20 protein-coding genes are annotated in these 19,705 nt (G+C 59.8%); 8 read left to right on the forward strand and 12 right to left on the reverse strand.

The window, feature by feature from the left end; translation table 11 throughout:
* Window positions 1–55: 55 nt before the first annotated feature.
* The gene (locus ACYVDM_RS11490) at window positions 56–1,342 is read right to left on the reverse strand and encodes a hydroxymethylglutaryl-CoA reductase, degradative (protein ID WP_415785712.1); all 1,287 of its coding nucleotides are present in this window, start codon (window positions 1,340–1,342) and stop codon (window positions 56–58) included.
* Between the two features lie 157 nt (window positions 1,343–1,499).
* Between ACYVDM_RS11490 and ACYVDM_RS11495 the strand changes: the two genes are divergently transcribed.
* The 3 genes from ACYVDM_RS11495 to ACYVDM_RS11505 all read left to right on the forward strand — a co-directional run bounded on the left by ACYVDM_RS11495 (window position 1,500) and on the right by ACYVDM_RS11505 (window position 5,202).
* Window positions 1,500–2,900, forward strand: a complete 1,401-nt coding sequence (locus tag ACYVDM_RS11495) for an aminotransferase-like domain-containing protein (protein WP_415785710.1) — start codon at window positions 1,500–1,502, stop codon at window positions 2,898–2,900.
* A 397-nt stretch (window positions 2,901–3,297) separates the two neighbouring features.
* Entirely contained in the window at window positions 3,298–3,705 is a 408-nt protein-coding gene (locus tag ACYVDM_RS11500; RefSeq protein ID WP_415785708.1) for a YbaN family protein, read from the forward strand.
* A gap of 237 nt (window positions 3,706–3,942) precedes the next feature.
* Window positions 3,943–5,202, forward strand: coding sequence for a multidrug effflux MFS transporter (locus tag ACYVDM_RS11505; protein ID WP_415785706.1), 1,260 nt, complete (start codon window positions 3,943–3,945; stop codon window positions 5,200–5,202).
* Window positions 5,203–5,232: 30 nt separating this feature from the next.
* Here ACYVDM_RS11505 and ACYVDM_RS11510 read toward each other — a convergent pair whose 3' ends face one another.
* The 4 genes from ACYVDM_RS11510 to ACYVDM_RS11525 all read right to left on the reverse strand — a co-directional run bounded on the left by ACYVDM_RS11510 (window position 5,233) and on the right by ACYVDM_RS11525 (window position 9,392).
* Window positions 5,233–7,080 (reverse strand): choice-of-anchor I family protein, encoded by a 1,848-nt coding sequence (locus tag ACYVDM_RS11510; RefSeq protein WP_415785704.1) that lies wholly within the window; start codon window positions 7,078–7,080, stop codon window positions 5,233–5,235.
* Window positions 7,081–7,201: 121 nt separating this feature from the next.
* Complete coding sequence (locus ACYVDM_RS11515; protein WP_415785702.1) at window positions 7,202–7,798, reverse strand: NADPH-dependent F420 reductase; 597 nt, start codon at window positions 7,796–7,798, stop codon at window positions 7,202–7,204.
* A 27-nt stretch (window positions 7,799–7,825) separates the two neighbouring features.
* On the reverse strand, window positions 7,826–8,593 hold the full coding sequence (locus ACYVDM_RS11520) for an SDR family NAD(P)-dependent oxidoreductase (protein WP_415785700.1): 768 nt from the start codon (window positions 8,591–8,593) through the stop codon (window positions 7,826–7,828).
* Between the two features lie 64 nt (window positions 8,594–8,657).
* A complete protein-coding gene (locus tag ACYVDM_RS11525; RefSeq protein WP_460475387.1) occupies window positions 8,658–9,392 on the reverse strand; it encodes an SDR family NAD(P)-dependent oxidoreductase in 735 nt (244 codons plus the stop codon).
* A 122-nt stretch (window positions 9,393–9,514) separates the two neighbouring features.
* Between ACYVDM_RS11525 and ACYVDM_RS11530 the strand changes: the two genes are divergently transcribed.
* From ACYVDM_RS11530 to ACYVDM_RS11540, 3 genes are all read left to right on the forward strand, one after another.
* A complete protein-coding gene (locus ACYVDM_RS11530) occupies window positions 9,515–10,093 on the forward strand; it encodes a TetR/AcrR family transcriptional regulator (RefSeq protein WP_415785696.1) in 579 nt (192 codons plus the stop codon).
* A 177-nt stretch (window positions 10,094–10,270) separates the two neighbouring features.
* The gene (locus ACYVDM_RS11535) at window positions 10,271–10,489 is read left to right on the forward strand and encodes a SlyX family protein (RefSeq protein ID WP_415785694.1); all 219 of its coding nucleotides are present in this window, start codon (window positions 10,271–10,273) and stop codon (window positions 10,487–10,489) included.
* Between the two features lie 4 nt (window positions 10,490–10,493).
* Entirely contained in the window at window positions 10,494–12,251 is a 1,758-nt protein-coding gene (locus tag ACYVDM_RS11540; RefSeq protein WP_415787027.1) for an ABC transporter ATP-binding protein, read from the forward strand.
* 49 nt (window positions 12,252–12,300) lie between these two features.
* Here the strand turns inward: ACYVDM_RS11540 and ACYVDM_RS11545 are convergent, their stop codons facing one another.
* The 4 genes from ACYVDM_RS11545 to ACYVDM_RS11560 all read right to left on the reverse strand — a co-directional run bounded on the left by ACYVDM_RS11545 (window position 12,301) and on the right by ACYVDM_RS11560 (window position 15,047).
* Entirely contained in the window at window positions 12,301–12,729 is a 429-nt protein-coding gene (locus ACYVDM_RS11545) for a DUF4168 domain-containing protein (protein ID WP_415785692.1), read from the reverse strand.
* A 134-nt stretch (window positions 12,730–12,863) separates the two neighbouring features.
* The gene (locus ACYVDM_RS11550) at window positions 12,864–14,141 is read right to left on the reverse strand and encodes an RNA polymerase sigma factor (RefSeq protein ID WP_415785690.1); all 1,278 of its coding nucleotides are present in this window, start codon (window positions 14,139–14,141) and stop codon (window positions 12,864–12,866) included.
* Window positions 14,138–14,548, reverse strand: coding sequence for a VOC family protein (locus ACYVDM_RS11555; RefSeq protein WP_415785688.1), 411 nt, complete (start codon window positions 14,546–14,548; stop codon window positions 14,138–14,140). The genes ACYVDM_RS11550 and ACYVDM_RS11555 overlap by 4 nt, the downstream gene beginning before the upstream one ends.
* Before the next feature lie 145 nt (window positions 14,549–14,693).
* Window positions 14,694–15,047 (reverse strand): YciI family protein, encoded by a 354-nt coding sequence (locus tag ACYVDM_RS11560; RefSeq protein WP_415785686.1) that lies wholly within the window; start codon window positions 15,045–15,047, stop codon window positions 14,694–14,696.
* A gap of 119 nt (window positions 15,048–15,166) precedes the next feature.
* On the opposite strand from ACYVDM_RS11560, the gene ACYVDM_RS11565 reads away from it, so the two are divergent.
* Complete coding sequence (locus tag ACYVDM_RS11565) at window positions 15,167–16,843, forward strand: SulP family inorganic anion transporter (protein ID WP_415785684.1); 1,677 nt, start codon at window positions 15,167–15,169, stop codon at window positions 16,841–16,843.
* Window positions 16,844–16,861: 18 nt separating this feature from the next.
* Here ACYVDM_RS11565 and ACYVDM_RS11570 read toward each other — a convergent pair whose 3' ends face one another.
* Window positions 16,862–17,491: a DUF937 domain-containing protein gene (locus tag ACYVDM_RS11570; protein ID WP_415785682.1), complete on the reverse strand. Its 630-nt coding sequence runs from the start codon at window positions 17,489–17,491 to the stop codon at window positions 16,862–16,864.
* A 145-nt stretch (window positions 17,492–17,636) separates the two neighbouring features.
* Between ACYVDM_RS11570 and ACYVDM_RS11575 the strand changes: the two genes are divergently transcribed.
* Window positions 17,637–18,503 carry a ParB N-terminal domain-containing protein gene (locus ACYVDM_RS11575; protein WP_415785680.1) on the forward strand — a complete coding sequence of 289 codons (867 nt, stop codon included), beginning with the start codon at window positions 17,637–17,639 and terminating at the stop codon, window positions 18,501–18,503.
* Between the two features lie 38 nt (window positions 18,504–18,541).
* Here ACYVDM_RS11575 and alkB read toward each other — a convergent pair whose 3' ends face one another.
* Both alkB and ACYVDM_RS11585 read right to left on the reverse strand, forming a co-directional pair.
* Window positions 18,542–19,192, reverse strand: a complete 651-nt coding sequence (gene alkB / locus ACYVDM_RS11580) for a DNA oxidative demethylase AlkB (protein ID WP_415785678.1) — start codon at window positions 19,190–19,192, stop codon at window positions 18,542–18,544.
* A 91-nt stretch (window positions 19,193–19,283) separates the two neighbouring features.
* Window positions 19,284–19,619 carry an I78 family peptidase inhibitor gene (locus ACYVDM_RS11585; RefSeq protein WP_415785676.1) on the reverse strand — a complete coding sequence of 112 codons (336 nt, stop codon included), beginning with the start codon at window positions 19,617–19,619 and terminating at the stop codon, window positions 19,284–19,286.
* Window positions 19,620–19,705: the final 86 nt, after the last annotated feature.

Raw genomic sequence — 19,705 nt, forward strand, 5'->3', positions numbered from 1 at the left:
CCAGGGATGTTGAATGCGCCGTTGAGGTGGTCGGCGCTTTTTTTGAGGGATGACTTTACTTGTCGCGCAAGGCTTGCAGAATCTCGAGCGCGCGATCAGTCCGCACGTCATGCTCGGCGGCGAGTTGTTTGGCGACGGCGTCGACTTCGTCACCGACGGCACCCGCGACCAGGGCGATGTTGCGAGCGTGCAAGGCCATATGGCCGCGCTGAATTCCTTCGGTAGCTAACGCTCGCAATGCGCCCAGGTTTTGCGCCAGGCCCACGGCAGCGCAGATTTCGCCGAGATCCTGGGCGCTCTTGACCTGCATAATTTTGAGCGCCAGGCGCGCAAGGGGATGGGTCTTGGTCGCGCCGCCCACCAGGCCTACCGGCATGGGAAGCTCGATGGTGCCGACCAGCGCGCCGCTATTGTCTTTTTCCCAACGGGTCAGCGAGGTGTAGCTACCTTGTTGGCTGGCGTACACGTGGGCGCCTGCCTCGACGGCCCGCCAATCATTGCCGGTCGCGACGATGATGGGGTCGATACCGTTCATGATGCCTTTGTTGTGCGTTGCGGCACGGTAAGGATCAATCGCGGCAAAAGTATAGGCATCTAACACGCCTTCGATGATGGATTCGCCGCTGCGTTCTCGCGTGGCCAAGGTTTGTGGCGTGACGCGCACGCGTGCCCGGGCCAGACGCAAATCCGCCAGGTTGGAGAGTATCCGCAGACGCACGGAGCCACCCGTCAGCGTTTCGACCAGGGGGGCGACCGATTCCGCCATGGTGTTGACCGTATTGGCACCCATGGCGTCGCGCACGTCCACGATCAGGTGCATGACAATCATCGGACCGCGGGGGGTGTCGGCAAAGACATGGACTTCGATGTCCTTGCAGCCGCCGCCCAAACCGATCAATACCTTGTCGCGGCTGTTGGCGCGTTCGAGGATCTGGTCACGGGCCTGGAGCAGGGCGATGCGGGCGCTGTAGGGGTCGGACATGCCCAGGACTTGTACCTGGGCGCGCATCAGGGGCAGGGTGCTGGAGGTCTGAAAACCGCCATCCTCACGGGCCAGTTTGGCCATGTACGAAGCCGCCGCGACGATAGAGGGTTCTTCTACCGCCATGGGAATTAATACGTCGCGGCCATTGATCTGGAAATTGGTGGCCACGCCCATGGGGAGTTCAAATGTCCCAAAGACGTTTTCGATCATGCCGTCGGCCAGCGTGGTCGGCAGCGCACCCGGCTGGGCGACCAGCGCGCGTTCGTCATCAGTCAGATCGCAAGCAGTGGCCAGCGCATCCCAGCGTTCAGCGGGGGTCAGGGCACGAAAGTTGGGCAAACGGGAATCAGCAACCACGGAAAGGCTCCAAAAGCGTAGAGAATGCGGAACAATGGAGCGCACTGTATTGAAGCTGCACCATTTATAAAAGGTACAGTTTGTGCAAACAGTATCATTGCGGTGCAACAATTTCGGTGTTGCCGCGTATCCGTTGTAAGAAGGGAGTTCATCACACATGGGCGTTCAACGTCCCGGCACCATTGCCCAAAAACTGGCCGACGCGATTGGCCAGCAGATCTCCGACGGGGTGTATCAACCCGGCGACAAGCTGCCATCGCTGCGCGAGTTGGCGCGTCTGCATCGATATGCAACGAATACGGTGGTCTCTGCGTTCGAGATGCTGGTTTCGCGCGGCATGATCGAGCCGCGTCGGGGCTCGGGCTTTTTCGTGTTGCCGCAATTGCAGCGCAATGTGCGGACCGACGAAGACTCCGGGCAACTGCATCGGGCGATGGACACGGTCTGGTTAATGCGCGAACAGCTAAAGAGTCATCCCGATACCACTGCCGTGGGCGATGGCTTTCCGCCTATCGAATGGCTGGCCGATATGCGCATGGACCGCTATCACCAAAAGGTGGTGCGCACTGGGTTGAGTTCGTTGTTTCGTTACGGGCATCGCTACGGTTATGCCCCGCTGCGCGATAGTCTGGTTCGTAAACTTGGCGTGTTGGGACTAGAGACCAGCGTGAATCAACTGGTCCTGACTCAAGGCGCAAATCAGGCGCTGGATTTGGTGATTCGCTATTTTGTGCCGCCAGGGGCGACGGTTCTGGTGGATGAGCCGGGCTATTACTTGTTGTTTGGAAAATTGAAACTTGCTGGCGCACGGGTCATCGGTGTGCCGAGATTACCTGATGGTCCGGATTTAGCGGCGTTGGAATCTATCTTGATACGTGAACGTCCAAGGCTATTTTTCACGCAATCAGTGGCACACAATCCTACGGGCTCCGATATCAGCGCGGCAAAGGCCTATCGCGTTTTGCAACTGGCAGAACGCCATAATTTGCTAATCGTCGAGGACGACCCGTTTGCCGATTTCAAACCCCCATCGAGTGTGCGTCTTTCTACGTTAGATCAGCTCGAGCGCACGATTTATATCGGGAGCTTTTCCAAATCATTTTCGGCCGCGCTACGCGTAGGTTTTATCGCCTGCAATGCCACCCTGGCCAGTGACCTCGCGGATCTGAGCGCACTGATTCACGTGAGTGGCTCCGAGTATTGTGAACGAATGGTCGACATCATGCTGCGTGAAGGGCACTACGAGCGCCATCTTGTCAAGCTGCGTCAAAAACTGAGCGCGGCTTGCGCCTCTGCCCAGCAGTGGCTGGACGACCATGACTGCGAGGTCTTTGTCCGCAGCGGACAATCGCTCTATCTCTGGGTGGCATTTCCGGGCGTTCGTGACTCGTTGCAATGGGCGCAGGAGCTGTTGACCCGTAACGTGAAAATGGCGCCGGGACGATTGTTTCACCTCGATTCGGCTGCTGTCTCACGCTGGTCCCGCTGCAACGTTGCCGCCATGCTGGACCCGCGTTTTCAGCGGGCTGTGGAGGGGTTGTTAAGCCGCGAGAGGTGACGGATTTGTCTCGGCTGGTGTGGTAAATGTCCCAGGCGATACATACACTCTCCAGAACGCATCCAAAACGGCGAGACGGACCGGTTATCGACGTAGCAAAAATAACCCTACAGGTTAATGTCGCGAAACAGCAGCGACGCGTCCCTCGCAAAGTCGTCACGGAATTGCAGGCGATAACCCGGTGATTCACGCAGTTGGACGCGGCGTGCATTTGTGGCCACGTAAGCCCTGGCGTCGTGCACGATGGCAACGGTACGCAGCCATTGAGGATTGACGACGCGGCATGACCTGGCGCGAGACCGGCGCGCCACCGGACAGGGGGCCGAAGGGGTACCATTTGCGCAGAACTGCCTGGCACAGGGCTGGCGGTCGGACTGAGGGTTGAAAGGACGTGGGTATGGCCGATGGGCAGCAAGACCGCGGGCACACCGGCCGCTGGACGCGCAGACTGTATGGGGCGCTGGGCATATTGATGCTGGTGCTAGGGATCATCGGTATCCTGTTGCCCGTGATGCCCACGACGATCTTCCTGATTTTGGCTGCGGCGTGCTTTGGCCGAGCCTCACCGCGTTGGGAGGCTTATCTGCTGCAGCACCCGCAGTTCGGCCCGCCGATCGTGGCGTGGCGAGAGCAGGGCGCTATTTCTGCGCGTGGCAAGGCGTTTGCTGTCTTGGGGATCGCAATAGGGTTGGCGGTTTTTTGGTACACCGTCGACCCGGTATGGTGGTTGGGAGCACTGGTCAGCATAGGGATGGCGGGCTGCGCAATATGGCTGTTAGCTCGCCCCACGCCGCGTACTTCTTAAGGTCGCTATGGCTCCGGCTGTTGGGCCCAGGTTCGGCGCAGCCGCAATGGGTAGCCGGCGCTGAACAGCAGGGCGCGCAACGTCGCGATCGCGCGCACGCTTGTCCTCTCGCGTTGGTGCCAAACTGAGTGACCCTTTGTCCGCTGAGCGTCGTTGGCGCTTTGGCGACGCCGTGACGAGGATTTTAAGCAGGAGGGTCTTTGAGCTACAATTAATTGATGCGTCATTTAATTCCTCATGGACACTCCTACGTTGCCGCAAGGCACTATTAACGACCAACGCACGTCGCAGACCACCTCAGACGTGCCGCAATCTCCCCCTCGCGTTGAACATGTGCCGCTTTGGCTGCTAGCGTTGTTTACGTTCAGCGGGACACTGGCCATGCATATCTTTGTCCCGGCGTTGGCGATGGCCGGCCAGGACCTGAATGCAAGCAATGCCGCCATGCAAATGACGGTCAGCCTGTACATCATCGGGCTGGCGGCGGGGCAATTGATCTATGGTCCGCTTTCCGATCGCTATGGGCGCCGCCGTGTCTTGATGGCGGGGTTGGTGCTTTATACCGTGGCGGGGTTTGTGGCGGCGTTGGCGCCGCAGGTCTACGCCCTGATTGCCGCGCGCCTGTTTCAGGCCCTGGGCGGCTGCGCGGGCCTGGTATTGGGCCGCGCGATCGTACGTGATACGGCCACCTCGACCGAGGCCGCAAAGCGATTGGCTTTGATGAGCCTGATGGTGACTGTAGCGCCGGGGGTCGCACCCGTTGTGGGGGGCGCGCTGGCAGGGTGGCTGGGATGGCGGGCCGTGTTGTTCAGCCTGTGTGTGCTGGGCATCGTGAATTTCATTCTGGCGTGGCGGATGCTGCCCGAAACAGGGATCACGCTGGCCCGCGTTTCGATGGCGACCCTGTTGCGCCACTATCGGCAATTACTCGCGTCCAGGGCGTTCCTGGGCTATGCGATCGGCGGTGGATGCGCGACGACGTCCATGTTCGCCTTCGTCGCCTCGGCTCCATTCATTTTTGTGAATCAATTGCATCGGCCGGCGCAAGAGGTCGGGGTGTATCTGGCGATACTGGTGTCCGGCGTGTGGCTGGGCAGTATGCTGACGTCGCGGCTGCTTGGCAAAATGCCGATGGGTCGCCTGATGGTTGCGGGCAGTGCGTTGAGTGCGCTGGCCGCGGTACTGTTTCTGGTGGTGGTGCTGGCGGGATATGCGACGGTTGTGCCGATTGTCGCGCTCATGTTTTTTTATATGTTTGGCTGCGGCATGGCTGGGCCTATCTCGTTGAGCATGGCGGTCAGCCTCAATCCCCTGGTGATCGGTTCTGCAGCGGGCCTGTATGGTGCGTTGCAGATGGGGGTCGGGGCGGTCTGCGCCGCGTTGGCAGGACTGGGGACATCGCCCGCACTGTCAACGGCATTGGTGCTGACAGGCGCGGGATTGTCGGGACAGTTGCTATTCCGGATCGCGTTGCGCGGGCGCGCGGCGCCGGGCTGAACGCCCGCACACCGCGCTGACTATCCAGGATTACAGCGCGTCGTCTTCCAGAACAATGCGATAGATCGACGTCGTACCGCTGACTTCATTGCCCACAATCAACAGGGGCTCGCCGTTAGGAGAGTCGGCGGCGGACACAAAGACCAGGCCTTCCGGTCCGAGGTCGCCGGCCGCACCGGGATCCTTGTCGGAATCCACGCTGAAGTCACGCGAATTGATATAGGTCGTGAATACCGGGGCCGCCGGGTCGCTGATGTCGTACACCATGACGCCGCCGATGCGTTCCAGACCGACAAAGGCGTAGGTCTTGTCACTGATCGACCCTAACGCCACACCCTCGGGCTCGGGACCTTTGTTATCGCTGCGATCGTCAAACAGGGTTTCGTCGTGTCCCGAGTTGAACCAATCGGGATACGCCTGGGCCGTGATCTTTTCGAACTGATCGCCAGAGTCCCACACCAGATTGCCGTCCGCATCGCGGATCGAGAACGAGCGCGCGCCGTAGGCATAGAGCGTGTCATAGACCAGTCGACCGTCATCGCTCAATTGCGGCGTGCCATCGGCATTTTGTTTGTAGCCCATGGTCCAGGTCACGGTCAGGCGACCTAGCTGGTCGTCTTCGCGGCAATCACCTGGATCGCCTTCGGTCGCGCCGCAATAGGCAAAGACCGTCGGATCCAGCAGTCCGCCGGGCGCCAGTTGACGCAACTGGGGCGGGAGGTCGTCACCCGCGCGTCGGTCAAAGCCGCTCTTGTGTACCAGGTGTTTGACGCGGAACTCGTCGACAAAGCCCGGCGCGTTGGATGCATCCAGCCCCAGCCAGTTGCCGTCGGCGTCGCGGCCCCAGTTCCAGTAGTCGTCGTTGTCCTCGCCCCAGGGACGGCTATCGCCTTCGTTGGCAGTCACGATGTACGTAGCGCCGCCCGCGGTGTAGGCCGCAATCGCATCGGGCATATACAGGCCCTTCACGCCAGCCAGGGGAGCGATCTTGATTTTGCCATCTGTGTCGCTGACGTCCAGACCGTTACCGTCGGCGCCGTGGTCTTTGGCACCGAGCGGCAGGATGTCGGTGACGCGGGCGTTGGCGACGTCCAGTTTGGCGAGTGCGTTGCTTTCTTGCAGGGACACCCAGGCGGTTGCGCCATCGGCGGACACGGCAATGTATTCAGGCTCGATGTCTTGTGCGGCCGTGGCACGAGGGCCGACCAGACGCACGCCTTGTGTGCGCAGCGCCGCCTCTTTACCGTTCCAGTCGGTAAAGCCGGCCGTGCGCGCGGTGGGGGCGGCGGGGTTGGTGATATCGATCACGCTGATCGAACCTTCGGGATCGACGGTGTAGTCGTCAGAGGGCTCGCCTTCGTTGGCAATCAGGACCGTCTTGCCATCGGGCGTGAAGGTCACCATGTCGGGCAGCGAGCCGACCTTGACGGAGCCCAGCAGCGCGAGCGATTGGGCGTCGTAGAGGGCCAGATAGCCCGGATCGGTCTTGACCGGCGCCTGAATGGCGACGGCGACCTTGCCGCCGTTGACCGCAACACTGTTGATCTCGGCGCCGGCCAGAACGGCTTCGGCGTCGAGGGTGCCGATGTGGCTGGGTGTCGCGGGGGTTTGCAGATCCAGGATGTCGATCTTGCCGGACAGGGCATTCACGACAAAGACGCGTTTGGTGGCGGCGTCGTAGGCAGGAATTTCGGCGGCACTGACACCATACTCTTTGGTCTCATAGCGGCCGATGAAGTCGACGGAAGCGATGTGCCGAGCCGTTTCGGATACGGGCGGCGGCACATCGTCCTCATCGTCGTCGTCATTGCTGCTGCCGCAACCCAGCAGGATCAGCGGCAAAAGAGTAGCTGCCGCAGCCAGTTTCCATTTTTTCATTTTTGCTGTCGCTTGATATGGAGTGTGTAAGAGTCGACAGACTAGGTGCGGTTTGTTTCCATTTTGTTACAACAATATATTTGTTGGGATTTAATCGCATGGCAATTTGCCTCACGACTCATCATTCGAATTTGACTAAATCCTTAAAGATCAGGTGGCCCCAGCTATTTCCGCGCGCATGCACAAGCAGTCCGCCTTCCAAAAGCCCGCCAAGTTTGATCGGCGCGAAACCGAGCTTTTCTGCAAGCGCACCGACCTCCGCTGCGGCACCGTCATCATCGCTCGCCAGAAACACGACTCTCCTGCCACCGTGTACGGCCGGATCTTGGTCAAGGACACCAGCGACTAAATGGTTGAAGCCTTTCACCAGCTTAGTTCCGGTGAACGCCTTCGCGACCACGGCAGAGGAGGGAAGACCGCCCAGTTCCTCAAGCGGGGCTAACGTATTCATCGCGTCGATGATGGTTTTTCCCTTCCAGTTCGGCAGGGCCTTTGCGACCGCCGGGTGCGACTCGAAACGGACAGCCAAAAAGATGACGTCCGCCGTGACGGCTTCCTCGAGGGTTTTGGGGATGATCGCGGGCCCGATCGCGGCCGCCTCGGACGCAAAGCTTTCCGGGTCGCGCGTGGTTGCAACAGATACTTCGATGCCACTGCGGGCAAACGCTTGGGCAAGGGCTTGTCCGATCTTGCCGAAGCCGATAATTGCGTAGTTCATATATTTTCCTTGAATTTTTAGGTGCGATCAGAGCTTGTAGCCGCCGCTCGCTTCAATCGTCTGGCCGGTGACCCAGCGACCTTCATCGGAGGCCAGGAACGCCACGACGGCGGCGATTTCCGAAGGCTCGCCAAAGCGTCCCAGCGCGATTTCGGCTTCGACCGCCTTTACGAGTTCGGGATTCTCTCGGAGGGCGGCGTTTACGTCCGTTCGCGTGTAACCCGGTGCTACTGCGTTCGCGGTAATTCCGCGCGGCCCCAGTTCGGACGCCAGTGCATGGGTCAGATTGTTGATGGCCGCTTTGGCCATCGAGTAGATGGGCGCGGCTGTCACGGGCTTCGTAGCGGCAGCGGAAGAGATGTTGATGATGCGTCCGCCATCGGCGAGACGATCCAGAGAGGCCTGAACGATGAAGAAGGGCGCGCGGGTGTACACCGCCATCAGAGTATCCCAATTGTCCGGCGTCGCGTCTTTGAAGCCGACCCAGCCGGAATTGCCAGCGTTGTTGACAAGAATGTCGAGGGCCTTGCTTCCGTTCCGCTTGGTGAACTCCTCATCGAGTCTTTCGAACAAGATCGGGATGGTCGCCGGGTCAACGAGGTCCGTGTGGATCGCGAACGCAGTGCCGCCCGCCTTTTCGATGGCCGTGACCGCCTCGTCTGCGCCAGATTTGCTGGTGTTGTAGGTCAGCGCGACCGTCGCACCATCCTTTGCAAGACGTTCGGCGATGGCGCGACCAATGCCCCGCGATGCTCCGGTGACGAGAGCAGTTTTTCCTTTAAGAGCTTGTTCCATTTGATTTTCCTTTGTAGGTGTAGTGATAACCAGATCACTGGCGTGAGCGGCTGAGTGTCACGCGTCAGATTTGCGCCAGGCCGCCGTCAACGGCGACCTCGCTGGCGGTCATAAAGCTGCTGTCCGGCGATGCGAGAAAGGTAGCCACAGCTCCGATCTCCGCTGGATCGGCCATGCGCTGGAGCGGATTCATCGAGGCGAAGGCCTTTTGGCCCTCTTCGCCGAGCGCTGCCTTTGCAAGGTCGGTCGCAGTTGGCCCAGGCGACAGCACGTTGACCCGGATGCCCGTGCCCTTCAGATCCTCGGCCCAGGTCTTCGCGAGGTTGCGCACTGCCGCCTTGCTCGCGCTATAGGCGCTGAATGCCGGGGCGCCCGTGGTGCCGGCGCTCGATCCGGTTAGGATGATCGAGCCGCCCGCACCCATCAGCGGAAGCGCTTTCTGGACTGTGAAAATCGTGCCCTTCACGTTGGTGTCGAAGGTTTCGTCAATATGCTCGGCGGTGATCTTGCCGAGCACAAGCGGGCCTCCCGCCCCGGCATTGGCGAAGACGATGTCGAGGGTTCCACGTTCGGCCTTCACCGCCGCGTAGAGCCGGTCGAGATCGGCCTGATCGGAGACCGAGCCCTTCACTGCGCGGGCATTGGGCCCGAGGTCGGCCACGGCGGCGTCGAGTGCTTCCTGCCGGCGGCCGAAGAGGTAGACAAAGGCGCCTTCCTCGATGAAACGCTTTGCCGCGGCAAGGCCGATGCCGGTAGCGCCGCCGGTAATCACGGCCGTCTTTCCATTAAGTCTGTTCATGTCATGTGCCCTGTTGTGGGAGTTACGTGGAAGTTGGAGAAATGCTGTATGACGTTGTATGATGTGGACCACCGATCCATATGTGAACTATATGGATCACTGATCCATTTGTCAACATTCCTATGCGAGCCGACGCCAAAAAAAATCGCAACCAAATCCTCACGGTCGCGCGCGACGCCATCAGCGAGCATGGCGCCGACGCGTCGATGCGCGATATTGCTCGCCGAGCCGGCGTTGGGTTGGCGACGCTGCTTCGTCATTTCCCGACGCGAGAAGCCCTATTCGAAGCGTTGCTGTGTACCAATCTGGACGCACTGACGCAGAAGGCAGCCGAACTCGAAACATCGACTTCGGCTGACGAAGCCCTTCTTGCTTGGTTTCGAGAATTGGTCGTATTTACCCAAAGCTACAGAGGCGTTGTCGCTATGATGGCGGCCGCTCACTCGAACCCGGACTCTGCTCTTTATGCGTCGTGTGCAGCGGTGCACTCAGCTGGCGCGCGACTACTGGTCCGTGCGCAAGGCGAGGGAACGGCGCGCGCCGATATGAATGGGGACGACCTGTTCGCCTTGATAACGGCTCTCGGCTGGACGGTTGACCAACCGTCATTCGCGTCGCGGGCGGATCATCTCGTCCACCTCATTACGAGCGCCATCCTGACAAGCCGGCCTGGCAACGATGCAAAGAAGGCAACGGGCTGAATCAGATCAGCATCGGATGCTTGATGGTCGCCCTCGGCCACACGAAAAAAGGCCGATGCGCTCGGAGCTTGATGGCGGACATTTTTCGTCGGCGCGGTTTTTTTGACAAGCTGCGATAATGCCTGCGATGGCGGCAGCGGGGTTGCACGCCTCGGATTGTCTTAGGGTGGAATTGCTATGGATGCGTCTTCTGATACGGATCGTCGCTTGGCGGATCTCGAGATCAAGCTCGGCTTGGCCGACGATATGCTGGACCAACTGAATCAGGCGCTGTTTCGTCAGCAACAATTGATCGAGCGCTTGGCCCGCGAGCTGGGCGAGTTGCGGCAACAAGTACCCGAGGGCGCAGGAGGCAGTTTCCGTAGCTTGCGTGACGAAATTCCGCCGCACTACTGATCCGATGCGCATTCTGTGGTCTTATCTGCGGCCCCACGGGCGCCTAGCGATACTGGCCTTACTGCTGGCAGCCGCTAGCCAGGTATTGGCACTGATCGATCCGATCATTTTTGGCAAGATCATCGACGATTACGCGATTAATCGTGCAGGCAAGACCGACGACGAACTGGTGTCGGGTGTGTTGATGCTGTTGGGGTTGGCGGTGTTGATTGCCGTGTTGTCGCGGTTGGCCAAAGCCTTGCAGGAATACACGACGCGGCTGGTCGTGCAGAAATTTGGTACGCAATTATTCAATGACGGCCTGAGGCAGGCCATGCGCCTGAAATTCCAGGAATTCGAAGACCTTCGCAGCGGTGAGACGCTGTCGCTCCTGCAAAAGGTACGCAGTGATTGCGAGCGCCTTATCAATACGTTCATTAATACGGTGTTTGCCGCGCTGGTGGGGGTGGGGTTTCTGGTGTGGTATGCCGTCGCACGGCATTGGCTGCTGGTCCCGGTATTTCTGATTGGCGTGCTGGTGTTGGGTGGTTTGACGGGGTTATTAAGCCGCGAGATCAAGACGCAGCAGCGTTCCATTGTGCGCGAGACCAATCGCAGCGCCGGGTTCATTTCCGAGTCGCTGCGCAATATCGAATTGATCAAGAGTCTGGGTCTGACTTTTCCCGAAATCCGGCGCTTGCAGGCGCAGACCGTCCGCATCTTTGAACTCGAGATGCAGAAGGTCAAACGAATTCGGTTGCTGTCGTTTTTGCAGGGCGTGACGCTCAGCCTGTTGAAGCTGGCCATTCTGTTTGCCTTGTTGTGGCTGATTTTTCGCAATGTGCTGAGTACCGGTGAATTGATCGCCATGCAATTCATCTCTGTGGCGATCTTTGCGCCTTTGCAGGAGTTGGGCAATATCATTCTGGCGTATCGAGAGGCCGAGGCCTCGTTGTCGAATTTTGAGGCGTTGATGAAAACGCCCATCGATCGACGCCCGGAGGCGGCGCAAGATTGCGGGCCCATCACGCAATTGCGTTTTGACAAGGTGACCTTTCGCCACAAGGGCGCACGCGATAATGCCCTGGATAGCGTGTCATTCTCGGTGGCACTGGGAGATACCGTCGCGTTTGTGGGACCATCGGGCTCGGGTAAGTCGACGTTGGTCAAGCTGCTGCTGGGGCTTTATACGCCCGCGCAAGGCGAGGTGTTCTACAACGATATTTCCACGCGTGTGCTGCGCTATAACCGGGCGCGTCGCCAGGTAGGACTGGTGACACAAGAGCCTTATTTATTTGCCGGGACACTGCGCGACAACATTCGCCTGGTGCGCGCTGATGCGACCGATGAGGAAATCACGCATGCGATGGAGCAGGCCGCCTGTGCGTATCTGCTGAACAAGTCTCCCGACGGCCTCGATACCACGATAGGCGAGATGGGGTTGAAGCTCTCGGGAGGCGAAAAGCAACGGCTATCCATCGCACGCGCCTTGATACGTCAACCGAGATTGCTGATTTTCGACGAGGCTACCTCGGCACTGGATTCGCTGACGGAAGAGCAAATATCCGATACGGTGCGTGGCATCTCGGCCAGTCGGCGGCAGATCACGTTGTTGATCGCGCATCGACTCTCGACGATCATGCATGCCGATACGATCTTTGTACTGGAAAAGGGCCGCATCATCGAAAGCGGGACGCACGCCGAGCTCTTGGCGCAAACCGGCTTGTACTACGCCATGTGGCGTCAGCAGATTGGCGAACGGCCAGCGGTGCCGCAACAGTAATAAAAAAAGGTCGCCACCGGGGCGACCCTGATATCGCTAAGCGATGCGTTTATTGCGGTGTCGTTGCGCCGCCTGCGGGGGCATTTTTCTGTGCGATGTCGATGACACGCTTGCGCAGTGCCGGATCCTGTTCGACAGCTTGTCCGATGCCGTTGAACTCATCCACGGTCAAGCCATCGGCTTGGACCATTTTGACCATTTTTTCATCGGCTTCGCGATAAACCTGTTCGCGAGCGGGATCGTCTTTGGCGGCTTGCAGCTTGGGCCGGTATTCATCGGCGACCATCGCGACCTTTTGTGAGGCACTGGCAAATTTTTCCAGTTGGCTATCGGTCGGTTTGAGGATCGGCTGTGCTGCTGCGGGTGCTTGGGCAGGGGGCTGCGCAGCCGGTGCCGTTTGAGCCAAAGCGATAGCGGGCGAAAAGCTCGCAGCAACAATGGCAGCAGCGGCAAAGAAAGCGTGGGTCGAACGCGGCATTGAGACCTCCTTCGTTAAGTAAACTTCGTAGAGGTCCATGATGACAAGTTCACCCGCTTGGGTTCAAGCTTTCGGATGTTTACGCATGTGTCTGCCTACAGGGGGAGCAATATTACAGGGCGTTTCAAGGGGGATCAGGAGTTGAGTTTCCGGGCGCGAGCCAGTAGAAACTCTTTTTCACGGGCGTTCCGTGTGAGATCGGCAGCGCGTTGGAACTCGGCGCGGGCTTCGGCGCGGCGGCCGAGGCGTTCTAGAAAATCGGCTCGTACGCTGGGCAGTAAGTGATAGTGGGCTAACGCGGGGTCGGTGGTCAGCGCATCCGCCAGTGCCAGCCCGGCTTGTGGGCCAACGGCAAACCCCACTGCTACGGCGCGATTTAACTCGACGATAGGGGAAGGGGCGACTTGTATCAGGGCGTCATACCAGGCGACGATCTGCGGCCAGTCCGTGTCGTCGGGGTGCGCCGCGCGCGCATGGCAGGCGGCAAGCGCGGCTTGTAGCGTATACGGACCTAAGGGCTCTTGTTGTGCTTGGGCGCGTTGCAGTGCGGCCAGACCACGGCGGATCTGCTGTGGATCCCAGCGGCCGCGGTCTTGTTCCATCAGCAGGATGGGTTGACCTTGTGCATCCGTTCTGGCGGCCAGCCGCGAAGCCTGCAGCTCCATTAATGCGAGCAGTCCATGTACCTCGCCTTCTTGTGGGGCCAGTTCCGCGAGGACACGTGCGAGTCGCAATGCCTCGTCGCATAGTCCCGGACGTATCCAGTCGTCTCCTGCCGTCGCTGCATAGCCTTCGTTGAAAATGAGGTAAACGACTTCGAGTACTGAGGCCAAGCGCGCGGTGAGTGCCTGGCCTCGGGGGACCTCGAATGGGATCCGAGCGTCACGCAGCACACGCTTGGCACGAACGATACGTTGGGCGATTGTGGCTTCGGGCACCAGGAAGGCGCGCGCGATTTCGTCGGTGCGCAAGCCGCCCAGCAGACGCAGCGTCAGCGCCACCCGCGCTTCGGCCGATAGCATGGGGTGGCATGCCGTAAATATCAGCCGCAGCAGATCGTTGCCGATCTCGTCTTGCCGAGCGTCGTCCAGCGCGTCGACAAAATCGGGTTCGACATGGGTTTGCAAGGCATCCATTTCATAACCCAATTGCTCATGTTTGCGTTCGTGCAGCGCATGTTGCCGTAACCGGTCAAGGGCGCGGTTTTTAGCCGTGGTCATCAGCCAGGCGCCTGGTTTGTGCGGAATGCCGTCGCGAGGCCAATGTTCGAGTGCCGCGACCAGCGCGTCTTGTGCCAGTTCTTCGGCCAGGCCAATGTCACGCACGACGCGCGCGACACTGGCGATGACCTTGGCGGACTCGCTGCGCCAGACGGTTTCGATAGCCTGGTGGACGGCGTCACGTGATGTCATTCGGTCGGCATTTCGGCGTTGGGATCCATGTACATGAGTTCCCAGATATGGCCGTCCAGGTCTTCGAAAGCATGCCCATACATGAAGCCATAGTCTTGGGCCTCTCGCGGCACGGTACCGCCTGCCGCAACGGCGCGTGCCACCAGATCGTCAACCTCGGCGCGGCTTTCGCAAGACAGGCACACAAGGACCTCGGTACTTTCCTTGGGGTCGCACAGGGGTTTGTTGACAAAGGTCTTGAAATATTCCCGCGTGAGGAGCATGGCGTACAGGTTTTCGCCGAGCACCAGGCAAGCGGCATTTTTATCGGTGAACTGGAGATTGAAGTCCAACCCCAGTTTCCGGAAAAAATCCATGGCGGCGGGTAGATCAACCACGGCCAGATTCACGAAGATTTGTTTATGCATGATGGATGGCTCGTAAAGTAGGGTTCAGGGCAACTGCCCATCAAGGGCGGCTGTTATGTCTACGACGAAGCAACCTTCTCAAGAACGACATCAAAATGGAATTAATAGGGAAAACCCGATATATGACAATGTGATGCCCGCCGGCCTAGGCAAAGCAGGGACCGAGTTCGCGTATTTCGACCGTGCACCACTGGGCAGCGGGGCATTCGGCCGCGATGGCGACGGCCTGTTCGCGCGTCTCGCAATTCAGCAGAAAAAAACCGCCGATCATTTCTTTGGCTTCGGCATACGGGCCGTCCAGCAGGCGTTGCCGGCCGTCACGGACCTGTAGTTTGACGCCGTCGGTTTCCGATTTGAGGGATTGTGCGTCTTGCAGCAAACCGCGGGATTTCAGATCGGCGGCGTATTGCAGCATGCTGTCGTAGGCGGCCTGGCCCGCCTCGGGTGTACGCTGCGCGCGTTGGCCGATGGGTTCGACAATAAGCAGCATATAAGACATGGAAATCTCCGGGGCGAGTAGAAAGCTGAAGTCTATCCGGGAGAATTCAGTGCTGCGTAGCGGTAGACTGTGACATTCTGTACTGAAGCCCGGGCCGGGCGGCATATTCGTATCCAAGGATGGACGACGTGATTGCGTTGCGTGAAGCTTACAGGGCGGGTCTGTTTCAACGTCAGCATTGGCTGCCGAATATTGTGTCAGGGGTGATTGTGGGGGTGGTGGCCTTGCCGTTGGCGATGGCATTTGCCATTGCCTCAGGGGTAAAGCCGGAACAAGGTCTGTATACCGCGATTGTGGCGGGCTTGGCGGTGTCTATCTTTGGGGGCAGTCGACTGCAGATCGCCGGCCCAACGGGTGCATTCATCGTGATTCTGGCGGCGATCGTCGCCGAGCATGGCGTGGGCGGGCTACAGATTGCGACCATGATGGCGGGCGTGATCCTGATGTTGTTGGGTGTGGCACGCATGGGAGCGGTGATCAAGTTCATCCCCGCACCTGTGATTGTGGGTTTTACGGCCGGTATCGGCGTCATTATCTGGGTCGGGCAGTGGAAAGACTTCTTTGGACTGTCCAACGTTACCGGGACACACTTTCACGAGAAATTTTGGCAATTACTGCAGGCCTTTCCGAACTTGCATGTGGCGACGACGGCGCTTGCCGTGCTGAGTCTGGCGTTGTTGATCGTGTCTACCAAGATTGCCTATCTGAAACGCGTGCCTGCCCCAATGATTGCCCTGATCGTGGCCACGACGCTGCAGGCAGTGTTCGGTTTTGACGGCGTGGCGACGATCGGTTCGGCATTTGGCGGGGTACCTCAGGGGCTGCCGACCTGGGAATGGCCGGAGGTGACCCTGTCCAGGGTGATCGAGTTGATCGGCCCCGCCTTTGCGATTGCCATGCTGGGTGCGATCGAATCGCTCCTGTCGGCGGTGGTCGCCGATAGTATGGCGGGGACTCGCCACAACTCTAATCAGGAATTGATCGGCCAGGGGATTGCGAATATCGCCGCGCCGCTGTTTGGCGGCATTGCGGCCACGGGTGCGATCGCCCGGACGGCGACGAATATTCGTAACGGGGGAACCAGCCCGCTGGCCGGTATCATGCATGCCGTCACACTGATTGCCATCATCGTGGTGCTGGCGCCATTAGCGGAGAATGTGCCGTTGGCGGCCTTGGCGGCTATTCTGTTTATGGTCGCCTGGAACATGAGTGATTTACGGCACGTCGTCAAAATGCTGCGACGCGCCCCGCGTGCCGACGTGGTGATTTTGCTGGTGACCTTTGCCTTGACGGTGTTTGCCGATCTGGTCGTGGCGGTGAATATCGGCGTGATTCTGGCGACACTGCATTTTCTGCGTCGCATGGCATCCAGCGTGGGGGTGCGGCAAATGGGTCACGATGAACTGCGGCGTGAATTGACGACGCACAGTATGGACGATCTGCCCGACGATGTGATGGTCTATATCGTCGAGGGGCCGCTGTTTTTTGCGGCGGTGGAGAATTTCGAGCAGACGCTGGCGTTTAGCAAAACGGAACCCAGAGTACTCGTCATTTGCTTGCGTCGGGTACCGTTTGTGGATGTGACTGGATTGCAGGTCCTGGAGGACGTCATCGTGCGTCTGCGTGCCCGCGGTGTACGCGTGTTGCTGGCCGAGGCGAATCCGCGGGTGCAAGGCAAGTTGCGCAAGGCCATGATTGCGGAGCTGATCGGCCCGCAGGCGATATTTGAGACGCTGGCGCAGGCTCTGGTGGCAGGCCAATCGTCACAGACTACGCCGCGGGCGGCCACGGCATAGTCTGCGTGTCGTGCGGAGTTAACGCTTGCCGAACAGTCCGCCGCCCATCTTCAGCAGATCGCCCAGGCCGACTTGACCGTCGCCGTCCTGATCCAGCATCGAGCCCAGCAGGCCGCCACCCAGGCCGCCTTGCTGTTGAACGGCATCACGTTCCTGGCCCAGCTCGGAGCCGAGGCTGCCGGCATCCATGTTGTTGCCCTGCATGCGCTTGGCCAAGAAGGCCATGACGATAGGGGCGAGGATCTGCAGCAGGTTCGAGGCGTTGCCGCCGCCCAGGCCGGTGGCCTGGCCTAGATTTTCTTCGGCGCGTTGTTGGTTACCGCCAAAGATGTTGCCCAGAATGCTGGCACCGTCAACTTGCGCGGCATTGGCGCCTGCGCCCGCGCCGCCGCCCAGCAATGAACCCAGCAGGCCGCCCAGGTCGGCGCCACCACCAGCATGATCACGCTCGAGGGCGCCGAATAAAGCTTGAGCGCCTTGGGGCTGTGATGCGTTTTGGCCCAGCGTGCCCAACAGCATCGGGATGGCTGCACTGACGGCATCCTGCGTCTGGGCGGTATCGGTGCCCAGTTGTTGAGAGATTTGCTGCATCGGTCCGCCTTGCAGCTGCGCCAGCAATTCGTCGGAAAGGGTAGCAGGGGAGTTCATGGTGTGTTCTTCCTGGGTAAAGGTACGGAAAGCGTACCACCGGGCCGCGTCATGTGGGCGTTATTAACACTTGTTGACATATGGTCCGGGCGCAGCGTGAGCAGGCGCTCGGTGTTCTAATAGCGGTCGCGCAGTTGACCGACAAATGATCGTCACGATGACTATCCAGATTAACGAAGAATTACGAACCTATATTGACCCCCTGAGTGCGGAGGAATACGAGGCACTAGAGCACAGCCTGCTGGCCGAAGGGTGCCGCGATGCGCTGGTGCTGTGGGGGGATGTCCTGGTGGATGGGCATAATCGCTATGCGTTATGCACCAAACATGGCATTGAGTTCAAGACGATTCAAAATACCCGTTTTACCTCGATGGATGATGTACGGCTGTGGATGATTGAAAATCACCTCGGCCGCCGCAGCGTGTCGGATTTCCAGCGGGGCGTGCTGGCGTTGCGAAAAAAGGAAATCCTGCAGCAGCGGCAGCAGGCATTGCAAGCTCGTCAGGCACAGCAGGCCGAGACGGATCAGGCGAGCGACGGGCCCGCACCCGCGCAGCCGGTGGTCATCCCCAATCGTCAGGCATTGGCCCGTGCGGCCAGGCTAAGCAGCAATACGCTGGGCCAGATCGAGAAAATCCACAAGGCCGCCGCGCCGGAGCTGGTGCGCGCCGTGCGGTCGGGGGATATTTCGATTAATGCCGCCGCCGCAGTCGCAGCGATGCCGGCGGAGCAGCAGGTCGCGGCCGCCGCCGAGGGCCGCAAGGCACTAAGGGAGTTGGCCCGTCAGGCGCGCGAGGCCAAGGCGCAAGCAAAGTCGCCAGCGGGGGACGACGCGTCGAATGTGGCCGAGGGCGCCGAGGCTGAGCCGCCCATTGAGGCGATTGAGGATTATCCCGCCGAGGTTGCCCGCCTGCGGCGTCTGGTAGCGTCGCTGACCGAAGAGCGCGATGGCTTGAAGAAAAAAGTCATGCATCTGACCGTCGCCTTGGCCGAGGCGCGCAACGATAAATAGGCAAGGGTGCAGTGAGGCCACGGTCGGATGAACGGTGCCTAGCCAGCTTGGCGGAACGTCAGGTTGATGCGTGCGGCCCCGAATAATGGGTGCGTGGCATCTTTCAGGGGCGAGACGGCGTGATAGCGTAGCCGGTCCGGTCCCCCCCATACTGCAACGTCACCGTGCTGCAGCAAGACGCGTTGCGCACGGTCGCTGCGCTGCAGGCCGCCGAACAGGAAGACGGCGGGGATGCCCATTGATACGGACACAATCGGTGCATCGAAATTTCGTTCATTTTTGTCTTGGTGCAAGCTCACACCAGCGCCAGGTACATAGCGGTTGATCAGGCAGGCATCCGGTTGAAAATCCGAAAAACCGGCCGCGTCCGCCGCTGACCGAGCAAGAGACAAGAAGGTGTCGGGCAGGGCGGGCCAGCATTGGCCGGTCTGGGGATCGGTATCGCTATAGCGGTATCCGCGTCGATCCGTGGTCCAGCCCAGCGCGCCGCAGTTGGTGAGGGCGACGGACATCCGGAATCCACCCGGTGTCACCATGTGGCGCGGTGGTGCTGCCGTGAAGATGCGATCCAGGTCGGGTAGCAATGCCTCGACATAGGGCAATGCCAGGCCGCGCAGGACCACGGCTCGCGGTCCCAGTGGGACGTCGAGCAGGGGAATGTCGTCAGGGGCGAATAAATCCAGATTCATGGCGTGGCCAGTGCGTGCTGTCTATACCCGAAGGATAGACAGCGGAGTGCCCGGGGGCACTCCGACTCTTGCGCTTGAATTCGGACGAAACTCAGCCGCAGCGTATGGCGCTGATCGCGCCGTTGTCTTCGATGATGACGTTTACGCGGGCGGGGTTGTATTCCATGGTCATGACCTGACCAGGCTTCAATACGCGTATTTGATTGGCGCCGGCGCCCGACTGGATATCGCTATCGAGGGACTCCGTGTACTGTTGACCCACCAAGTTCTGCACGGCTTGGGCGTCGCAGGTGCCGGGCTGAGTGCTGCCCGAGGACATGCTGCCACCACCGGACGTCGTGGTATCGGCGGGAGCCTGTTGTGTACCGGGCGACGCGCAGGCAGTCAGGATGGCAGCGAGGATAATGGGGGTCAGCTTGCGAATCATGAGGGCTCCTTCGTACGGAATAGACCTCCATAATAGGCCAGCTTGCCCGCCGATAGGTTCAATTGTCCGACGAGTGGCCGGGCGGG

This window comes from Bordetella tumulicola (assembly GCF_054779135.1).